This is a genomic window from Formosa sejongensis, from assembly GCF_033447105.1.
Classification (GTDB): Bacteria; Bacteroidota; Bacteroidia; order Flavobacteriales; family Flavobacteriaceae; genus Formosa.
The window spans coordinates 172,227-192,947 of sequence record NZ_JAWQUN010000003.1; the positions used below are offsets into that span (position 1 = coordinate 172,227).

Here is a 20,721-nt window from a genome sequence, read left to right on the forward strand (position 1 = left end):
TTATAACCTATACCAAACTTTCTTATTTTTTTATCTGTGGTAGTTTTTCTTGTGGTGGATATAACAAGACATCTAACGGATTAAGATTAAGATACGCCTTAAGTTCTTGATCAAGCAACGAAACTTCTAACGCTGTGGATGCTTTTGAAAACAGTGGTTTGGTTCCGTTTTCTAAAGTTTTTGCTGGCCCACCTTTACTAATCTGTTTTTCTGGCCACTCGTCAGGATTTAAGACGTAGTAAGCCAAAAATGTATAGGCTTTTTTAAGGCTTCTACCATCTTCAGTTTCATATTGCCATAAATCCACATCTAATTTTTGCCCCATAAGGGCAATCTCGGTCATTAGCCATAAATTTGTATTTGAATAACTTACCGATTTAGTTCTACCCAGTTCTCTTGGCTGACCGCCATCTGGTCTTATTTGATCTGCAATTCGTGATTGCTTAGCATCTTCTACAACGGCTTTAGCTTCTTCATTTTTTCCTAAGTACATCATTAGTCCAACCACCTGAAACGTGTAATGATTGGCGTGATTTTGTCTAGTATATCCTGCATCTATCGCCATGGGATTTGTAATGAGCCAGTTCAAATATTCACTAAACCAAGTGTACATACCGTGTTTCATTTCTGGAGATAAAACCCCATTGAATTCAAACATTTGAAGAGCCGTAATCACAAAAGACTGATCATCCCATTCATGAACTCCCGCCTTAGTTCCACTCGCAATACCAGGATGTCCCTGACCAAAATTCAGGTTAGGATTTACCCTAGTTTCTGGATTGAGATACCACACTTTTATTAATGCCATGGCTTTTTTAGAATATTTCTCATCTCCAGAAAAATAATAAGACCAAGATAATATATCTATCGCATCGAAGAAATCATCTTTTCTTCTAAAGTCAGTTCCTGCACCTCGCGATATAGGGTTAATGATACCATCTCTAGGAACCCATGGTAAACCATCTACTTTTGTAGAATCTGGCCAGCGGTATGGAGCATAAGAAATATAATCGTGCATATCTTTACTTGGCGGAATCTCTGTTTTGTTTGTTACTGGATCTGCCTTATAATTCATAGCGGTATTACCAGCCTTTATAACAGCTTCATAATTTTCAATAAAATAAGGATCATTGGCTTTAATTTTTTCTTTAACTAAGGCTACGTTCCTATTATTATAATACACAAACTCTTTAGATGCATTGAAAGATGCCTCACTCACTTTTTCAATTGACAAGAGGGCTTTTTTCTTGGAAGAACTACAGGACGTCATGGATAAAGAAACTATAACCAGAAGTAGATACAGACATTTTCGTATTAAATATTTCATTGTATTCATTTTATGGGTTCTTATATTTGACATCTTTTTCTTTTAATTCAATTGATTTGGCATTTCTATTCTCTAATTTATAGCCACCTATAAACATTACTCCGCAACTTTACTAGTCTGCAACCGGAGTTAACTTTATAAAATGAAACCCGCTCCCATGAATATCAACTTTCATCTCTAATTTATTGTTTACCGTTTTTATGAATTCTTCAGATTTCACTACTTTCATCTTCCCTATGTCTTGATATTTCTGTAAATTCTTCTCGATAATAGCTGTCGTTGTTTCTTGATTTTCATCACCATATCGTCGTGCAATATTACGCTGTAAATAGAATTTGGTGTCTTTAGGTGCAATGCCAGCTGCTTCAATGTCTTTATATAATTGGTGTATATAAACGCCGTGATCTTTATCCAATAACTGCTCCTTTATGGACCAGGTTTTAGAGCTTCCAATACGATCTCCAACAAAGGTGAGTTCCATAGTATTCTCTGTTTCTTGATTGGCATCATCATGATGAGAATACACCAAGGCATACAGATTTCCATCTTTCCATGCGGCAATGGTTCCAAATTTTATTTGTTTTTGTGCATCTTTTAAAACAGCTACCCGCTCGCCATTTTCCATTAAACTCAAACAATCCATGATGTTTACCCAAGGTTGAAACAAGCCTTCTACAATTTGATCGTAAGTGGTTATCATCCCTAAATGTTGGTCCCAGTTGTAAATGCGACGCACATTGTATTTATAAGCCACATCGATAGTATGCGCATACAAACCAACAAAGAACTCTGTATTACTTAGGGCATCTCCACGACTCAAGCATTCATTTAATTCACCATATTCATGAATCTCAAGTTCTATATTTTTAAGTGACGGATATTTAGCAATTTCCGCTCTTACCTTTTTCATATTTTCTTCATAGAGAAAAGGCTTGGGAGACCATGCATATACAGATTGGGAAAAGTAATCTATTCGTGTTCCGGTTTCTTCTGTGTAATAATTGGTTCCTTCGGCACAATGTTTCAAGATCTCAAATCCCCAACGGCCACCTTTCTGTCCTTCCTGAGTACCATTCCACATGAGCATATTCCCTGGCCCTATCCAAGGATTTTCGATGATGCTTTCTACAGCTGCGACGGTATAATCATAATGTTTAAAAAATTGTTCTTTGGTTCCCGACCAATGCCCTGGGAATAAATCGGGTTCTGTGCCTACTCTAAAACGCCAAGTACTCACTTCATCCATTCCAAATTCATCCACAAGTGCAGAAACAAATTGTTGAATGTATTTAAACCAAACATCATAATCGTCGGGCGGACTTGTATTCCCGTATTGATGTTTGTAGTTGTTACTCATTTTATTTGGCACATTATCCAGTACAATCCAAGGTGTAAAGCCAACGGAGCGTTGTGCTTTTATATACGCGATAAACGGCTCAAAATCACAAATGGGTTCTCCTTTATCATCAACACCTTTAAACCATTCGCATTCTCCGTTATGTTTTCCACCTAGAGCACGGATGCTGTTGATATAGTTGATGTGTTTTGTGGTCGCTTTTATTTTTTCGGCAAACCCTGGTTTTCCCCATAATTCGGGTGCATTAATAACCCGAACATCCCAAAGATTGTAGACTTCTCCAAGAGGATTATCAGCATCTACTGTGATGGTGTGCATTTCGCTAATCATATTATCCTCCGGTTTTTGCCCAAACACAAAAAGCTGTGATACACTAAAAAGAACTGCTATTATGATTTTTTTCATGTGTTAAAAACGCTTATTTTATCTGTTTACCTTCTGCTACAAAAGTCCAATTTCCGGGAGCCACTTTAAATTTTAAGAAATCAGCATCTTCACTATTCCATGAAACCCCTTTTTGTCCATTAATAAACTTTCCATTTTTCCAAATGACCTGACCTCCAACTTTAACTTGTTTAATATTTCTATTAATTTTCGGAATTCCAATAATAGCTTCTGTTCCATTTGGAGAATTAATAGCTAGTTTAAAAACTTCTTTTTGAGAGTCTATTCTAACTTTTATAGCACCTTTTATACTTGGCACTACGAATTTCACCATACTTAAATGCCCTAAATTAGGGCACACTTGAAATTGACTCCACCCCACTTTGGTTGGCTCAATACCGGCTATATATTTACTAAGTACTGTATTTGAGGCATTCCAAGCATGGTTATAACTTCCTCCCCTTGGAAACATTTCGTATAAAGTGGTTAATCCCTTTTGATTAACTTGTGTTTTGTATTGATCGTGCATTCTTTGTAAAGCGGCTTCATAATATCCTGCTTCACACATGGCTGCTTCGACCATCCACTCAAAATGTGGACTAGAATTCTTAATGGGAATGAGTACATTCTTTACGACAGCTTTTTGTTTATCATCCTCTGCAATTCCTGACAAAACAGCTAATGTATTGGCACGATCATCTTTAAATTTTGTAGTGTCACTACTATAAAACCCCTCTTGCCAAAACACTTGATTATACGCGTTTTTAGTACTTTTCATTCTGTCTTCATACCACGCGATATTAGAAGTTTCACCCAATACCTCTGCCATTTCTTTAGCACTTGCTAAAGCCATATAATACAAAGCGGCCTGAATAGGTTCTTTATCTGCAGTTTCTTTAACGCCCCAATCATTCCAATCCCAACTATCGGGACTGGCACGCACTCTATATTTAGGTAACCCATTTGCTTCCATTTCGAATAAGGAAAGATAATCGTGTACATAAGGATAGGCATGCTCTAAAGTTTCTAAATCTGCTGTATTTTGGTAATACGGCCAAATAGTTTGTGCTATAAACTGTAAACTCTGACTTGGTAATTCTCGAACTCTTAAAGGGCCTAAAGCGCCTATAACTTCATCTTGACTAAAATTTACAGTATTTAAAATGGCTTTTTTAAGGAGTTGTCGTCCCGCATTATCCATAGAATAAAATAAGTATCCCGTTTGGTCTGCCACATCACCTATCCATAATGCACGTTCTCTATCTGGACAATCCATAAAATTATCTCGGGCGCACACAAATAAGGTGTTTCTTCCCATTTCCCAAAGGCGATTGTAAAAGGCATCGTTAGTTTCAAAAGTCCCTGCCATTTCGCCAACGCTCATCCAACGGTATTTTAATGCTTTCACTTTGATTCCTGCCGGAATGGTATAGATAACATCATGTCCATTCATCCAAGAAAAGGATTCAAAAAGTTGATTGCCTGTTTTAGTTGTATATTCTGCGGAAATTTTATTCAACCGATTATCTGTGGTGATATGAATAATTTTGCCTGCTTCACTTTCTACTTCTAAATAAGGGGTGATTTGCTTGTTAAAAGGAAGTTTGCAAACAATCGGTTTTCCATCACTTACAAAAGGAAAATTTAAAGCCTCATTATTCTCATAATTTTGCAATCCATGATCAAATAAACGTGGTACATAATTTTGCTCTAACTGATACCAAGGCCCTGCTGAAACAGCTCCTTTTTCGACTGCTGAATCCCAGTTTTCATCCTTATAATTATTGGTGTACCAAGCTGAATCTGACCAATCGTTTAAATCGTTTCTAGCATTATATTTTACATTGTATTGTACAATTGATTTTCCTGTGTCACCACTTTCTAATGCATAGGCTGGATGTTGTTTTACTTTCCAACTCCTATTGGAATCGAAATGCTGATCTCCTATACCACATTGAAATAAAAGACCTCCTTTTCCGCTATCAATATAAGTTCCTTTATGGGTTTCTCTCCCCCAATACCAAACTAAAATGGCGATGGTATTTTCACCTTCCTTTAAATAACAAGCAATATCTAATTCTTCATACCATGTATTTGTAGGTGTGAAATGATTTTTTCGATCCCAAGTACCTGCTTGACTTGGGCCGCTTGAAGAGCCTCCTTCAAAAACAACCAGTTCCCCGTTTATCCAAAGCCAAAATCTACTATCTACTGCTATATTGGCTAAAACAGTTTCTGGGACAGCATCTATTTGAACCGTTTTTCTAAAACTAACCCAACTATTAGACGGGCCGTCTTGGTGTTGCCAAATCCAATGGGCATTTTGCCAATTTTGGGCATAATTAAACGAAAAACACAATATTGCCAACATTAAAATTACCTGTGCTTTTTTCATATTTTTTTGTTTGATGTAAAACTATTTTTTCAATAATTTAAATGAATGTTTTTCTGTTTTAAGAAGATATAACCCTTGAGCAAACTCCGATAAGTTTATTTGCTTTCCTTCGCCTTCACTAATTTTAACTCCATTAATGGCATATACCTCCCATTTTTGATTCTGACTTAAATTGAATAGTCCAGTGGGACTAGGGTTAGGAAACACCTGAAGCCTATACACTTCATTTTCAACACTTCCAATACTCAAGCTATTTGATTCAGATATAGTAATCTTATCTAAATTAAATCCACTTTGTTCTGTATTTATTCTAAGGATACTTTCTCCTGCTGGCAACTGGACATCATGTTTTATATGCGTTTCAAATGTTGTCCATCCTGCTGTTTGTACAAGGTCAAAATTTGAAAACATATTGCTTCCATCTATATCAATCCCTATTTGAGCACCTGTATTTGCTGCTGCATAGGTAAATTCAAAATCATACGATCCTTCTTTTTCTACATTTACTGTGTATTCTTGCCATTCAGTATTAGCTGTCCATCCTATTGTATAATTAGTTCCTGAAATTAATTGTAAGTCTACATCATCTGTTCTATATACATGTCCTGAATTTCCAGTAGTTGGATCATGGTAACTAATTCCTTCTCATCCTAAATCATAATTTTCGGCTTCTAAAATACCTGGTAAATTTATGGCTCCGTTATAAGCTGTTTGTACTTCCTCCAAGGTTGATTCTTGCCTAAATTCAAATTTTTTAAATTCAAACGGTCCTATTTTTGTGTTTAAGATAACTACCGACCCTAAACCTCCATCTGAACGAGATGTTGTTATTATTTCCTTAGTTTCATTAAACTCAAAGGCCGAGAAGTCAGTAAAATTTTTGTAAGCATTATAGCTAGCTGTAGTTAACGTCCTAGATGGGGTTCCCTTTCTATCAAATCCTGATTTCAACGAGACCAAATCAGGCTTCTTTATTAAATATTGATCTAATTTATTTGTTGATGTAGCAGGTATACCTAATATTTCGGTCTCGTATCGTGTTTTTCCAACCATGGACTTCACGGTCTCTATGCTAGGTGGATCGATCGTATTTGGTCTTTGTCCCCATCTAAATATACCATCTAACCTGTGCTTCTCATTCTTATAAAACATATGCGTAAAAGCTAGGTTCATAGCCGTTGTATGTGCCGTATTACATGTCAGGTAACCACCATCAGGTGATGTCATAGTTGTTACCACAGAATACTCCATAAGATCCAACGTCGCATTGGTATTCCATTTGGGATGATTTAACAGCGGTGCATATAACTTATTATACTTACCCGATATATCTCGAAACTTTGCAATGTTAATTAAAATATAATCTGATACACCCCAAAAATCGTAACGCACATCATTATCGTAACTATACTCAATTAATTCTTTAGCAAAGGAAGCGAAAGGCTCGCCTTTATAGTTTTTTTCTATACCATTTTTATATAAAAACTCTGGATCTCTAGTATGCACACCTATAGTAGCGTTGAGTAATACAGCGCGTACTGCTTTTTCTGTATTCGCATAATGGTCTATAAAATCTTGCTTAGTTCCTCTCCAATGATCTGGCGTTTCAATTTCTGATCCTACTCTAAAACGCCAAGAAAGTACTAAGGCTTCACCATAAGTATCAATTAATTTTTGCATCATGGCTTTAATAAATTCACTATAAGCAATTTTATCTTTTGGAGGTAAAGCATTACCGTAAATTGTTATTCTTTCACTTTCCTTAAAGTCTATGCCATTATAAGGTTGACCGTCTGGAATAAAATTATAACCCTGCTGAAAAGCCCAAGGTACCTGATCGAGTACCAACTGATGAATTTTAGTATGTGAATTTACAATGTTATCCAGCCGAGATATTAAAGGCATCCAATTGTAAACATAAGTACGAGTATCCTCGTCATAAGTCACGGTATCAAATGCTAAGTCTGGCACGTTTACACCATTAACCTTTTTTTTAACACCACCAATCATCCGTACTAGATTAACGTCTACATCAGGTCGTACACCTGCTCCATTTGTAGGGCTTATTCTGTTTGCTACAGACCATATATTATGAAGCGTTTCTTTTTTGTTACCGCCATCAGTGAAATCAGTAAACAGTGTTACTTGAGCTTGAGTAAACGTCAAGAAGAATAAACAAAGCCCATAGAGTAGTTTTTTTTTCATAGTCCATATTATTACAACCACTAACAAATGGAATAAAATCATCCACTTATAAGAACTCGTAAAATAATATTACTTTAAACTATAACTATTCTGAAGTGTACTGAGGTTAATAAATACCATTGAATTTTTATACAAAAAAAACACCATCGAGATCGATGATGTTTTTCATATTCATTGGTATTGAATCGCAATCTATTTAAATTTAAACCCGTCTAGATGTAAAATATCTGCTCCTTTTCCTTCAAAAACAATACTAATATTTTTTACATTATTTAGATTATTTAAATCACACGTAAATGTTTTATAAGTTAAAAAGCCACCTGTATTTGTAATTCTACATGTTCCTAAAAGCTTTCCTTTTTCCTTTTTATTATAGATTTTTATAGTCCCCTCGCTTTCTGATGAAACCTGAAATTCGATTGCTTTTTTATCCGAAAGATTTGACACGTTGGGAAAATATAATTTTGCATTATTTTGAACATTTTGAATCTCAAACCCACCATTAGGGGATTCTTTCTTTTCTAAATTCTGAGACTCCATGAACCATTCTGCCTCAATTTTATCCCAATTGGAATCGTAACGACCAACTCCTGTAGCAAAGTGTTTCTTTAGAAAGTTTGTATCATCTACCATTTCACCATTATCTTTATAATGCAAATACGTTATATACGACTCTCTAAATTTCAATTTCGGATCGATATGAAATTTACACCACGTATGAAACCATTGATTATTCCATGTAAAATAATTACCGTGTGCTTGACCTGTTAACCCATAATTCCCATCTCCTGAATTTCCTACAAAATTATAAGGCCCATAAATAGTCTTAGATGTTGCATACAGAGATCCTGCAGATAAATAATAGATACCATTGCGTTTATGTAAGTTTGGCTTGTCGTTATAAAAACCATCTTTTTTATTAAAAACCACCACTTTGGGTGCTTCATTTAAAGACATCATATCCTCTCCCAGTTCTGCTATATAATATCTTAAATCTTTTTCTTCTGAAGCTAAATGACCAAAAATAACATAGGCATTTCCGTCATCTTCTACTAATACCGTTGGATCATACTCACTACCCGGCGTTAAGTTTTTTTCTAATAAAGGTTTTCCTAAAACATCTTTATAAGGTCCTTCTGGTTTATCTGCAACCATAACCCCTGTATCGTCGTTTCCATTAGAAAAATAGAAATAATATTTTCCGTTTTTAGTTACCGTTTCTGTTGCCCAACATCGAGTAGAACCCGCTCCCATGTACGTTTCTGAAGGATTAATTTCTCGCTCGTAATCCCAAGTCACTAAATCCTCTGAGGACCAAATATGCCAATCAGGCATTATAAAATGATTCGCTTTAGGATCTTCATCACGAGTTGAAAATAGATAAGCTTTATCATTAAAAATATAAATATGCGGATCTGCCATCCCAAAATCTTTAATAATTGGGTTTTGAGCATTAATAATTGAAACGGTACTCAAGAGAGCAAACGTAAAAATGTGTTTTAAAACTTTCATATAAAATGACTTATTTATTGTTAAAGAAAAGACTCGGAAACAACTTATTTTCGAACCTTTTAAATTTGATTTCTATTATTAATTAATTATTTACTTTTTGAGCTTTGCTATAACGCCCTGTTCTATTTATCTCGTCCCATACACGCAATTTCCAGTAATAATCATGATTTGATTTTAAAGGCTTCCCGGCATAGGCTACTCCATTGCTTATCTCGCTTTCTACTTTATCACTATTCCAAACATCACCAATATTATTATCTATATTTTGTATAGACGAAGCTACCAAAATTTGATATGCCGATTGTTTTTCTGAATCGTTTGAAACGTCCCAACTAAATGTCTTATTATTAAAATTAATGTGATTTGGATTTAAAGTATACGGATCTTTATATTCTTCAATAAGCGCATCACATTTATTACGTAAAGCATTTAAAACAGTACGGTGTTCTTCATCTTTTATTAGGTTATTTATCTCTTTAGGATCTGCATTTAAATCATACAATTCTTCAATAGATTTATCTTCTACATATCTAAAATATTTCCAATCTTTGGTGCGTACACCTTCACTTGCGGGAATATCTTTAAAATGCCATAAATGTTCAATAAGGATTGTATCTCTATTTACAGTTAGATCTTCAGAATCTACAAAATGCTTTAAACTTTTTCCTTGCCATGTAGAAGGGGCGGTTATGCCTGCAAAATCTAAAATAGTAGACGGAATATCTATATTTAAGGCCATGGCATCAATATCTTTATGATTATTGACTCTTGGATCATAGATAATTAAAGGTACTTTTATTGAGTTTTCATACATTAACCACTTTCCTGAAATTTGTCTTTCTCCTAAGAAAAACCCATTATCTCCCATAAGAACTATAATGGTATTATCTGAAATACCTTTAACTTCTAATTCTTTACGGATTTTCGCAATTTCATTATCTATACCAGCAATCATACGATAATACCCTTTTACACTATGCTGATATTTTTCTGGTGTGTCATCTCTCCAATACCAACGTAGTCGATTAAAACCATCTTTAACAGATTGTGGTAAACGCTCGTAATATTCATCATCTGAAATTTCTGCATTTGGAACCGTTATATTTTCTAGAACATGGTTATTTTCTTCTTGCCAAAAATATTGTTCTACGGTATTATCGCTTGCATGTGGAGCACTAAAACTTAATTGTAAACAAAAGGGTTTATCTGTTGGTGCATTCTTAATAAATTCAACCCCTTTATGTCCCGTATATCTGGTTAAATGCACAGTATCTTTGTCTATCGTTTTATAGTAATAACTACTTTTATCTGTACGATCGTAACGTAAATCATAATCTTCATGTTCATTATATAAAGAATCTAAATGATTGTATTTTACACCAAATTTACCATACAAACCCGTGTAATACCCCGCCTCTTTAAGTACACGTGGATAGGCCTCCTTCATATATTCTTCTTTTATCTCGCCAGTGGTGAAACTGTAATTGTGTGTACGTTCATGCAAACCACTAAAAATACTTGCTCGACTAGCCGAACAAATAGGCGTTGTTGCCATAGTATTCTTAAAAAACACCCCTTCTTCTGCCAGCTTATCCATTTCTGGAGTATAGGCCAACTCATTTCCAGCATATCCCAGAGCATCCCATCTCTGATCATCTGTTAGAATAAAAATAATATTAGGCTTCTTTTCAACTACGATTTCTTCTACCTTCGTTTTGTTTTTACAGCCTAAAAGAAACATACAGGTAAAACTAAATAACACTAGTTGCTTTACTCCTTTTCTTATGATTTCGAATTTCTCACTCATCCTTATTTTATTAATTTTAATACACTTAATATGCTACACAAGCAGCAACACTGTTTCAATGTAGAACACTTACTATTTATACTTCAATCACATTATGATTTGAAATTTTATGTTGTGAAAAAATATTTTGAATTACTATTAGATAAAACACGACTTAGATTGGTTTTTTATAAAAACCAATCCAAAAGTCCTGTCTAACCAATCTTAAAAACAAACACTTATTCTTTATTGATATTTACTTAATAAAGAATTTTAAATTCCTATATATCAAACCCCGGGTTCCAATTTACAATCTCGTTATTATACATCGCATCCAAGCCCATTTGGATACAAACCGCGGCTCTCGCTCCTGTATACACATTAGACTCGGGCTGTTTATTGTTTAAAATACTTGTTTTAAAGTCTACAAGAGCTTGCTTACTAGGGTCTAAATGGCTTACTTTAATTTCTTCACCATTTTGATACTTAAATTTAGCAGTAGCTCCAGAAACACCGTCAACATCTGTATTTACTATTTTTTTACTTCCTTCAGGATAAAACCAAGCCGTATCATAATCTATTAATAACGTACCTTTATCCCCTAAAACTTTTATTTGATAGCCTTCGTTAGCATTGGTTGTTAAGCATATAAAACTGGCTTTAACACCATCGGGATAACTGTACATAACGTGTATATTATCATAGGTTTCTCGTCCATCTTTCCAATAATTAACACCTCCGAAACCTGTTACTTTTTCAGGGTGTGCATCTAAAACCCAATTCACAAACTCTATTTGATGTGAGGATAATTCAGCCAAAAGACCACCTGAATATTCCTTATACATTCGCCAATTAATTTGACGCTCTAAATCTGGTTTAGAAACAGACCTTCTCCAATCTCCATGTCTATTCCATTGGCATTCGAAAGCAGAAATAGTTCCCACTTTTCCTTCTTTTAGTAATTCTACAACATGTGTATATAACCTTGAACTATGATATTGATGACCCACTTGAAAAATTCTATCACTATTTTTCACTTTAGAAACAAGTGTGTTAATCCCTTCATAGCCTTTTGCAAGTGTTTTTTCACAATACACATGTTTCCCAGCATCTAAAGCTGCTATAGATATTTGGGTATGTAAATAAAATGGTGCTGTAACCAATACAGCATCAACATTTTTATCTTTTAATAATTCATGATAATCACTATACCCTATTGCTAAGCCATTTGTAAGTTTTAAAGATTCGTCTAAATGAAAAGGAATAGTATCGCAGCATGCAACAACATCCATATTATCGATTGTATTTATAGTTTTCAATAACCCTTTTCCGCGAACACCAGTACCAATAATTCCAATATTAATTTTTCGGTCCGTATTAATCCCGTAACTAATACTTCCTAAAACAGAACTACTAACTACTAATGCTGCAGATACAGCTCCTCCTTTTTTTATAAAATCCCTACGTTGCACTTAGCTCTTAATTTTTATTATGAAATCATTTTTATATCCAAAAACAGCCTTATAGTTTTACTTCCCAACCTGGTTCATAACTACGTGACCATAACTTCATAGCCTCACGGTTATACATAACACCTGTTGCCTCATCAATATCAAATTCACTATGTATTCTATAAGCAATGTTAGCATAATGCACTAAAGCCATACTATGACTCGCATCGTCTATTGGCGCTGTTAATTTTGATTTTCCACGAATGGCATCGAAAAAATTCTGTGTATGTGCTGTAGACATATCACCACCACCACCTAACGCTGTTCCAGATTCTATAGATGCCGATGTGTTCTCTTTGACAAGTACTCCATTACGATCGTATAACATATATTTACCTCTATCTACAAATACAACGCCTTCGGTACCATAAATTAATGTCCCACGACCGGCTCCATAGGTATTGTATTTATTCCTAGATTTACCATCCCACTTAATCTCTTTATTATCGGAGAATTTAAAGGTTGCATCCATAGTGTCATACATTTCCCATCCATCATTTAAAAAATGATTCTTTTCTGCATTAACTTGTGTATGTATTGGTGTATTAACCTGTAATGCCCAACGTGCTACGTCTAACTCATGTGTGCCGTTATTACCGGCTTCGGCAGTTCCATAGTCCCATCCGTACCAATGCCAATTATAATTCCATGTTTCAGACGTGTAATCTCTACGCGGTGCTGGGCCTTGCCATAAATCCCAATCTAATCCTTCTGGAATTGCTGCTTTTTTCTGCAATGGCACTTCTCCTCGACCGTTATTATAAAAAGCAACTGCCTTATACGGTGTCCCTATAATACCATTATGAATTTCATTAACAATTTCGATTGTATGTCCCGAAGAACGCTGTTGATTACCCATTTGCACAACCTTATTAAATTGTTTAGACGCAGCAACCAACTGTTCATTTTCATACATATTATGACTACATGGCTTTTCTACATAGACATGTTTCCCTGCTTTCATTGCCATGATAGAACCTGGTGCATGCCAATGATCTGGGGTTGCATTAATTAGTAAATCAACATTTTTATCATCCAAAACTTTTCTAATGTCATTTTCTAATGCTGGATTATAATCGATATGTTTTTTAAATTCTTTTAATCCGTTTATACGCTGACTCTCCATGACATCGCATAAATAAATCAATTCCACATTACTTTGTTTTGATGCAATTGGGGCTGTAAATGCACCCATTCTTCTTCCTAAACCTGCAATAGCAACATTTAAACGTTCGTTTGCACCAATAATATTGTTATAACTTTTTGCAGACATTGCCATTGCAGAGTTTACAACTGTTAATCCTGCACCTGCTAACACTGTTTTTTTAAGAAAATTTCTTCTTGAGGTCATAGCTATTAAAGGGATATAATTTTAATGTTTTTAAATGACACGTGATCACCATGATCTTGTAGAAGAATTTGACCTTGCTCTAATAAGCCAAAGTCGGGCCATTTAGCATATTTACTTTCAGAAACTAATTTTAGAAATTCATCACCTCCTCTTTCATATTCTAAAACCTTCATCCCATTTATCCAATGTTCGACATGGTTATTTTGTGAAATAATATAGGCTGTATTCCATTCTCCAATAGGATGTATTGGTTTCTCTGGATTTGCTTGAATTAGATCGTATAATGAACACACTGTCCTACTTCCTTCATGACTACCTAGTTTGGCATCTGGATGTAAATTATCATCTAGAATTTGATACTCTAAACCTATAGACGAACCTTCACCTTTATTAATATTTGTGTCTACATAATATTTAATACCACTATTAGCACCTGCTGTAAGTTTAAAATCAACTTTCAATTCAAAATCACCATATAATGTTTCAGTTACTATATCTCCTCCAGCAGCAGATTCTGCACCTCCAGAAGATAAAACAGTTAGTTCTCCATCTTTAATTTTCCAACCTTTTTCTGGAAAAACATCTAGTTTAGCACCTTTCCATCCCGTGGTAGTTTCTCCATCCCATAACATTTTCCATCCTTTTTTCGCTTCATCGATGGTTAAATTATTTTTTGTAAGTACGGGTTGTAATGGGGATTTTGCAGTGTATTTATCTAGGTTCTCGGTTAAAATATTTATATTCTTCCAAGAAATAGTTGTCCCTTCTTTTTGATTGCCGTGAATACTATGCACTTGTAAAGCAATAAATCCTGATGCCGTTTTATCGTCTACCAGATAAGTTGCCGGTACACCATTAATCCAAGTTTTAATGGTATCGTTAATCGCTTCTATTCTATAATGGTTCCAGTCATTTTGTTTAAAAGCATTTTGTGCTGCTGGATTATCTTCTAAAGTTGTTAACCATTTTCTTCGACCTTCATCAAAAATCCCTCCACTCCATGCTCGTTTTGAAGGATCTATTTCTATTTGATACCCGTGAACTCTACCATTTTGGTAAAAAGGAAAGCTGTTACTCCTTATTTGAATTCCAGAATTCATAGTTGAATCGACCTTAAAATCTAGTTCAAGTATAAAATTATCGTAGTGTTTAATAGTCGTTAAGAATGTATTAGGCGTATGTGCTACGGTTGTTCCTATTATAACGCCGTTTTCAACTCTATAAGACGCTTCACCTCCTTTTATATCCCAACCGTTTAAGGTATTACCTTCTATTAAGTTGGTCCATGGGAAATTTTTAGTTTTTTCTTGTGAATAACCAGATAAAAAAACAAATATGAATAGGTGTACTACTAAAAAATTAGTTTGTTTCATTGCTTTAATTATTTCTAATTTAATTTTACTCTAGACAATACCCCAAATACTTATTAATCAAAAATGAGCTAACTAATACTTGGGGTATGTACTTCTTTTAGAAGATTTTAATCTATAAATTAAATTTAATCTTCGAAAGGTTCTACCCTAGCGTAACCTTCGGTTAAATGAGCTACAGAGTTACCATTAGAAAATATATAATTATGTAGTTTAACGTCTGTAGTTAATTTACTACCTGTTCCTAAATTAGGATCTTGATTTAATTGCATTACATAATTCCAATCTCTATTAATTGTCATATTTGGATTTCCAAGGTCTTTTGTTAACGTTGGAAAACTATAATTAAAATCTAAAGTAAGAAGGTTATCAGGGCCTTGATCTACATATTGAGGTAGGATATGGTACATTAAAATTTTACGTAACTTTACAGGATCAACTTCTGTTAATTCTAAAGTATCAGACCCAAACTCTCGTTTTAGAATACCGTTAAACTTAGTAAACCCCTCGTCTTTAATTAAGAAATAGGTTCGCTTGTCTGTTTTATTGCTATACTCTTCTACCAAATCAGATAACTCTACAGCTTGAATCATTAAAGAGAATTCGTCATTAGGATTCGTTTTCAACCATTCCCAAGGTGTCTTTTCTCCAAACGTATATTGTGGTACCGTTTCTGGGTTAAATCTAAATTTGTCCTGAGGCTCTAAATCACAACTTGTAAATACAAATGCGATGCAAATTGCTAGAGCGATATGAAGTCTATATTTTATTATTTTTTTCATTTGATTTTTATTTTATCTGAATAATTTAGAATTACCTGTAGGCTTCGTTCTGTGTCAATTTTGGATTATCTACTAAATGTCTGAAGTAAATTGGCCATATAATTGTCTCTTTAGTTTGGCCATTAATAGGTCCCATAACCTCTACAGCTTTATCTGTTCTAACTAGATCCCACCAACGGCTACCTTCGGCGATTAATTCTAATTGTCTTTCATCTAAAATGAAGTCTTCTAAAGCATCCATATTATTAATATTAACATCTGGAAGTGCTCCTGAATTTACTTTAGGTAGTCCACGAGAAATACGAACTTCATCCAATAAGGCTAATGCAGCCTCTGGGTTTCCTAATTTATTTTCAGCTTCAGCTTTTAACAATAACATGTCTGCATAACGAAACAATACAATATCGGTATCATCTTCTGCTGGACTGTAATTTGTTTTAGCATATTTAGAAATTCTTAAATCTTGCTCGTCTGCGACCTCCGTAATACTTTCATAATAGCGGTAATCTCCATACACTAGTTCTTCTTCTCCACTTGCCGGATTTACATTCATAACGTGAGGTGGCACACCTGGATATTTATCTGCCCAAGATGTAGAATCTGTAGGAAATCTTGTTGTCCACAATTCTGTTACCTTAGGTGAAACCCACACTGAAGGCACACCTTGAAAAAATAATTCGTAGATTCCTGAAGCTCTTCTTCCATCTTCAGCAAACGTATATTTAAGAGACATAATTAATTCTGGACCTTCTTCACCTTCGCCTGGAAAAGCAATATCGTTTAAGAATAAGTTTCTCCAAGACGTTCGATCTGTAGTTAGCTGGTATTGATTTAAGGCAATTAACTCGTTTAAGGCCGTATTTGCCTCTTCATATCTATTTAGATACATATATACTTTTGCTTTAAAAGCTAAAATACTTGCCACAGAAAAACGTGTTGGACTTGTTGGCTTTGCAATAAGACGACTCGCTTCTTCTAAATCTGAAAGTGCTAAAGCAAGGACTTCCTCTGGTGTTGATTTTTCTTTAAATGAGTTATCTGAAAAGGTCAAGGCTGCATCTTTAAATAAAGGAACACCACCCCAAACTCTATATGCATCAAAATACGCATATGCACGACAAGCATAGGCTTCACCTAATAAATTCTCATCATATTGAGGAATTTGTGGAATTTTATCGATAGCTGTATTGGCTCTAAAAATAACCTTGTAAAATTCATTCCATCTTAAATAATCTTCGGTTTCGGGAGTTAATGCATTATTGATTAAATCTTCGGTCTGTCCAGAGGGTTGATTTGAAACCACATAATTATCGGCTCTGTACTCTCCCCAATAAAAATGGTTGGTTCTATATGTTTTCTGTAAGGCATCATAAATAGAAATAACACCTAAATCTGCATCTTCATTTGTTTTCCAAAACGTGCCATCAGACACTTCACTTATTGGAGTTTCGTCTAATATATCTTCACATGAAACACCCAACACCATTAGCGTGCTTAAGGCAAATATGGATAGCGTATGTTTATATCTTTTCATCTTAAATATTTTTATTATTAATTAATTAGAAACGGGCATTTAAACTAAAGATAATTTCCGTTTTATTAGGATATCTTAGGTTATCCCAACCTGGTCTAAGTGGGTTACCTTGCCATCCTAATTCTGGATTGTAACCTTCGTAATTTGTAAAAGTTACTAGATTATTTACCACTACACTTAACGATAACATGTCTGCAATTTTTAAGGCATCTAATGTTTCTTTATTAAAATTATAACCTATTCTAATGTTTTGAAGTTTTATAAAATCTGCTTTGCTTACGTAGTTAGACTCATAACCACTTCTGTTTTGGGACCTGCTTGATTCTAAACTAGGATACTTAGCAATATCACCTGGATTCACCCATGCTCCTTCAATTCTATATGGCCCTGGTGTATAAACACTATTGGAAGCTTTATCTCTAGTATGGTCATATCCTCTATAAATATCGTTCCCAAAATTAAAGTTAAAAAGCATTGTAAATGAAAATTCTTTATATGTGAAGCTGTTTCTAAATCCACCTGAATAATCAGATAACCCATTACCTATTATTGTTCTATCATTAGCGTTATCTATAACAAAATCGTTATTTTGATCTTCAAAAATAATATCTCCACCTCCTAATTCTCTGTTACCAAACATCAGTTTATTTACAGTTCCGTTATACGCTTCACCTTTTAATGTGTAGTTAACAAAATTATCGTTTTCATCAAAATTGGCTTTTAACCTAACACCATCATTTGTATAAGCGTTAGACTCATCATACCTGTAAACACCAAGGTTTTTATACCCATACATATTTCCTATCGATTTACCTTCTTCAATATAATATCCATCAACTTCAAAACCATCTTCATCTGCTAACTCTAGCACAGTATTTTCGTTATAAGCAAGATTGAAACTTGAAAACCAACTAAAATTCTTTGTTTGAATAGGTGTTCCTGAAATTTGAAATTCTAAACCTTTATTCTCTACTGAACCAATATTTGCCCTCACAGAAGAAAATCCAGTTTCTTCAGGGATTGGTCTGTCGTATAATAAATCTGTGGTTGTTTTAATGTATCCATCCACAGAAATACTTAAACGTCTTTTAAATAATCCTAAATCCACACCATAATTTTGTTGTGCCGTTTGTTCCCAACCTAAATTTGGATTTCCTAATTGAAAAGCCGCAAATCCATTTGTTCCATCGTAATAATTACCTGGGGCGTATAATGCCTGGTTATCGTAATTCCCAATACGTTCATTACCTGTAATAGCATAACTCGCTCTTAATTTAAATTCTGAAATAAAGTCTACAGATTTCATAAAATTTTCTCCAGAAATTCTCCAACCTGCAGAAACTCCAGGAAAATTACCCCAACGTTTGTCATCTCCAAATCTTGATGATCCGTCTCTACGAAACGTCGCTCCAAGTAAATATTTATCTTTATAATTGTAAGTTGCTCTTGCATATACAGAAGATAAAGAATGTCTAAACCAGTAGGTACCTGTATTATCTAAATTTAATTCTGCTACATTATTAAACGTTTCTATATAATCGTTATTAAATTCGTTCGCTACTAAATCAGAATTTTCTTGTTCCCATTTTTGAACAGATAACCCTAATAAACCTGTAACGGAATGCCCACCTTTAAACTCTTTATTATAAGAAAAGTAATTTTCGTTTTGAATATCGTAAGATAATCGTTGTCTTTCACTTCCTGTAATTCTACCACTTGTAGCATCTACAGTTTGTGAAGGTCTAAATTCATTTAATTTTTGTTGTCGGTAATTAAAACCTAAAGTACTTCTAAACGATAACCCCGGAATTATTTGAAAATTGATATAGTTAAAAGACGACCCTCTAAACTGTCTGTTATTTTGAGTTGCCAAATCTGCCCTTGCAATTGGATTACTTCTTGCAAAACGCTCTCTAACATAAGATCCATCAAAATCAATTAATAATACATCAGGTTGTCTATAAGATAGTTCTCTAAATACTGTAGCTTCAGGAATTCCATCTTGAAATTGGTATGAAAAGGACATCCTAGTTCCTGCTGTAACGACTTTACTAATATCGAAATCAAGATTTAAATTCGAATTCATTCTTTTAAAACTACTTCCTATAATAATACCTTCTTCTGTTAAGAATCCAGAATTCCAATAATATTTAGCTCCTTCACTACCCCCACTAAAAGCAACATTTATTTGGTTCTTGTTTCCTAGTTGTTTTATTTCTTCTTGAATATCGACCACCAATGATGTGCGTATACCTAAAGAGTCTTGTACGGCTCCAGAATTGTCAGTAGATCCTGTTCTTAAACTAATAAATTTATTACGTTGAAGCGTATTAGACACCGGCACTTTATTACTTAAAAAGCTAATACCACTTTGAATACTTACATCTATTTTAGGTTTTCCTAATTTTCCTTTTTTAGTTGTAATTATTACGACTCCATTTGCAGATTTTGATCCGTATATAGCTGCAGATGCCCCGTCTTTTAAGACATCCATCGACTCGATATCGCTCGGGTTTAAGTTATCAATATCATCTACTTGTTGTCCATCAACAACATACAAAGGACCTGTACCTCCTGAAAGTGTAGATATACCCCTAATTAAAATTTCTGAGCCACCTCCTGGTGCTCCATTTGTAATAATTTGCACACCTGCCACACGACCTTGTATCCCTTGTAAGGCGTCTTCTGGAATTGATTCGTTTAATTCTTTTGATTTTACTGAAGCTACAGAACCCAAAACATCACGTTTCTTCACTGTACCATATCCAATAACTACAACTTCATCTAATTGCTCATTGTCTTCTATTAAGCTTACATTAATTGTACTTTTACTTGTTACAGAAATTTCCTTATCTTCAAAACCTAAGTAAGAAAAGACTAAAATTCTAGATCCCGTTTTTAAGTTAAGATTATAGTTACCATCAAAATCACTTACTACTCCGTTATTTGTTCCTTTTTGTATAATATTAACTCCCAACAAAGGTGTTCCGTCTACTGAAGTAACTTTACCAGAAACTGTATTTACCTGAGCTTGTGCCGAGAAACAACATATTCCTAAAAAGAATAACATTACAAGTAAATAAGAATGACTTACCCTAGTGTGATGTATTTTTGATTTTTTTTTCATATTGGATGATTTAATTAAAAATTATTAGTCCTGTTGTTTTTAGCCAAGAACCATAAAAGCTGAAATCGTTTTAACGTTAT

Annotated in this window: 13 protein-coding genes; all 13 read right to left on the minus strand. The window is 34.2% G+C overall.

What is annotated here, in order from left to right:
* Nucleotides 1-22 precede the first annotated feature (22 nt).
* Entirely contained in the window at nt 23-1,327 is a 1,305-nt protein-coding gene (locus R6X41_RS04875; RefSeq protein WP_318497985.1) for an alginate lyase family protein, read from the minus strand.
* A gap of 112 nt (nt 1,328-1,439) precedes the next feature.
* Complete coding sequence (locus R6X41_RS04880) at nt 1,440-3,089, minus strand: GH39 family glycosyl hydrolase (RefSeq protein ID WP_318497987.1); 1,650 nt, start codon at nt 3,087-3,089, stop codon at nt 1,440-1,442.
* Between the two features lie 13 nt (nt 3,090-3,102).
* A complete protein-coding gene (locus tag R6X41_RS04885; RefSeq protein WP_318497989.1) occupies nt 3,103-5,463 on the minus strand; it encodes an alpha-L-rhamnosidase-related protein in 2,361 nt (786 codons plus the stop codon).
* A gap of 21 nt (nt 5,464-5,484) precedes the next feature.
* Complete coding sequence (locus R6X41_RS04890) at nt 5,485-6,102, minus strand: carbohydrate-binding protein (RefSeq protein ID WP_318498258.1); 618 nt, start codon at nt 6,100-6,102, stop codon at nt 5,485-5,487.
* A gap of 6 nt (nt 6,103-6,108) precedes the next feature.
* Nucleotides 6,109-7,668, minus strand: coding sequence for a GH39 family glycosyl hydrolase (locus R6X41_RS04895; RefSeq protein ID WP_318497991.1), 1,560 nt, complete (start codon nt 7,666-7,668; stop codon nt 6,109-6,111).
* Between the two features lie 192 nt (nt 7,669-7,860).
* Entirely contained in the window at nt 7,861-9,180 is a 1,320-nt protein-coding gene (locus tag R6X41_RS04900) for a family 43 glycosylhydrolase (RefSeq protein ID WP_318497992.1), read from the minus strand.
* A gap of 82 nt (nt 9,181-9,262) precedes the next feature.
* Nucleotides 9,263-10,987, minus strand: a complete 1,725-nt coding sequence (locus R6X41_RS04905) for a sulfatase family protein (protein ID WP_318497993.1) — start codon at nt 10,985-10,987, stop codon at nt 9,263-9,265.
* A gap of 260 nt (nt 10,988-11,247) precedes the next feature.
* Nucleotides 11,248-12,438 carry a Gfo/Idh/MocA family protein gene (locus R6X41_RS04910; protein ID WP_318497995.1) on the minus strand — a complete coding sequence of 397 codons (1,191 nt, stop codon included), beginning with the start codon at nt 12,436-12,438 and terminating at the stop codon, nt 11,248-11,250.
* A gap of 49 nt (nt 12,439-12,487) precedes the next feature.
* Nucleotides 12,488-13,828 carry a Gfo/Idh/MocA family protein gene (locus tag R6X41_RS04915; protein ID WP_318497996.1) on the minus strand — a complete coding sequence of 447 codons (1,341 nt, stop codon included), beginning with the start codon at nt 13,826-13,828 and terminating at the stop codon, nt 12,488-12,490.
* A gap of 5 nt (nt 13,829-13,833) precedes the next feature.
* A complete protein-coding gene (locus tag R6X41_RS04920) occupies nt 13,834-15,201 on the minus strand; it encodes a 3-keto-disaccharide hydrolase (protein WP_318497998.1) in 1,368 nt (455 codons plus the stop codon).
* A gap of 125 nt (nt 15,202-15,326) precedes the next feature.
* Entirely contained in the window at nt 15,327-15,980 is a 654-nt protein-coding gene (locus tag R6X41_RS04925; protein ID WP_318498000.1) for a fasciclin domain-containing protein, read from the minus strand.
* Between the two features lie 31 nt (nt 15,981-16,011).
* Nucleotides 16,012-17,514 carry a RagB/SusD family nutrient uptake outer membrane protein gene (locus R6X41_RS04930; protein ID WP_318498002.1) on the minus strand — a complete coding sequence of 501 codons (1,503 nt, stop codon included), beginning with the start codon at nt 17,512-17,514 and terminating at the stop codon, nt 16,012-16,014.
* A gap of 25 nt (nt 17,515-17,539) precedes the next feature.
* On the minus strand, nt 17,540-20,641 hold the full coding sequence (locus tag R6X41_RS04935) for a SusC/RagA family TonB-linked outer membrane protein (protein WP_318498004.1): 3,102 nt from the start codon (nt 20,639-20,641) through the stop codon (nt 17,540-17,542).
* Nucleotides 20,642-20,721: the final 80 nt, after the last annotated feature.

Coding starts and splice junctions, on each gene's coding strand:
- R6X41_RS04880 (WP_318497987.1), bottom strand. CDS start 3,089: ATGAAAAAAATCATAATAGCAGTTCTTTTTAGTGTATCACAGCTTTTT.
- R6X41_RS04915 (WP_318497996.1), bottom strand. CDS start 13,828: ATGACCTCAAGAAGAAATTTTCTTAAAAAAACAGTGTTAGCAGGTGCA.
- R6X41_RS04900 (WP_318497992.1), bottom strand. CDS start 9,180: ATGAAAGTTTTAAAACACATTTTTACGTTTGCTCTCTTGAGTACCGTT.
- R6X41_RS04930 (WP_318498002.1), bottom strand. CDS start 17,514: ATGAAAAGATATAAACATACGCTATCCATATTTGCCTTAAGCACGCTA.
- R6X41_RS04935 (WP_318498004.1), bottom strand. CDS start 20,641: ATGAAAAAAAAATCAAAAATACATCACACTAGGGTAAGTCATTCTTAT.
- R6X41_RS04925 (WP_318498000.1), bottom strand. CDS start 15,980: ATGAAAAAAATAATAAAATATAGACTTCATATCGCTCTAGCAATTTGC.
- R6X41_RS04905 (WP_318497993.1), bottom strand. CDS start 10,987: ATGAGTGAGAAATTCGAAATCATAAGAAAAGGAGTAAAGCAACTAGTG.
- R6X41_RS04875 (WP_318497985.1), bottom strand. CDS start 1,327: ATGAAATATTTAATACGAAAATGTCTGTATCTACTTCTGGTTATAGTT.
- R6X41_RS04895 (WP_318497991.1), bottom strand. CDS start 7,668: ATGAAAAAAAAACTACTCTATGGGCTTTGTTTATTCTTCTTGACGTTT.
- R6X41_RS04920 (WP_318497998.1), bottom strand. CDS start 15,201: ATGAAACAAACTAATTTTTTAGTAGTACACCTATTCATATTTGTTTTT.
- R6X41_RS04885 (WP_318497989.1), bottom strand. CDS start 5,463: ATGAAAAAAGCACAGGTAATTTTAATGTTGGCAATATTGTGTTTTTCG.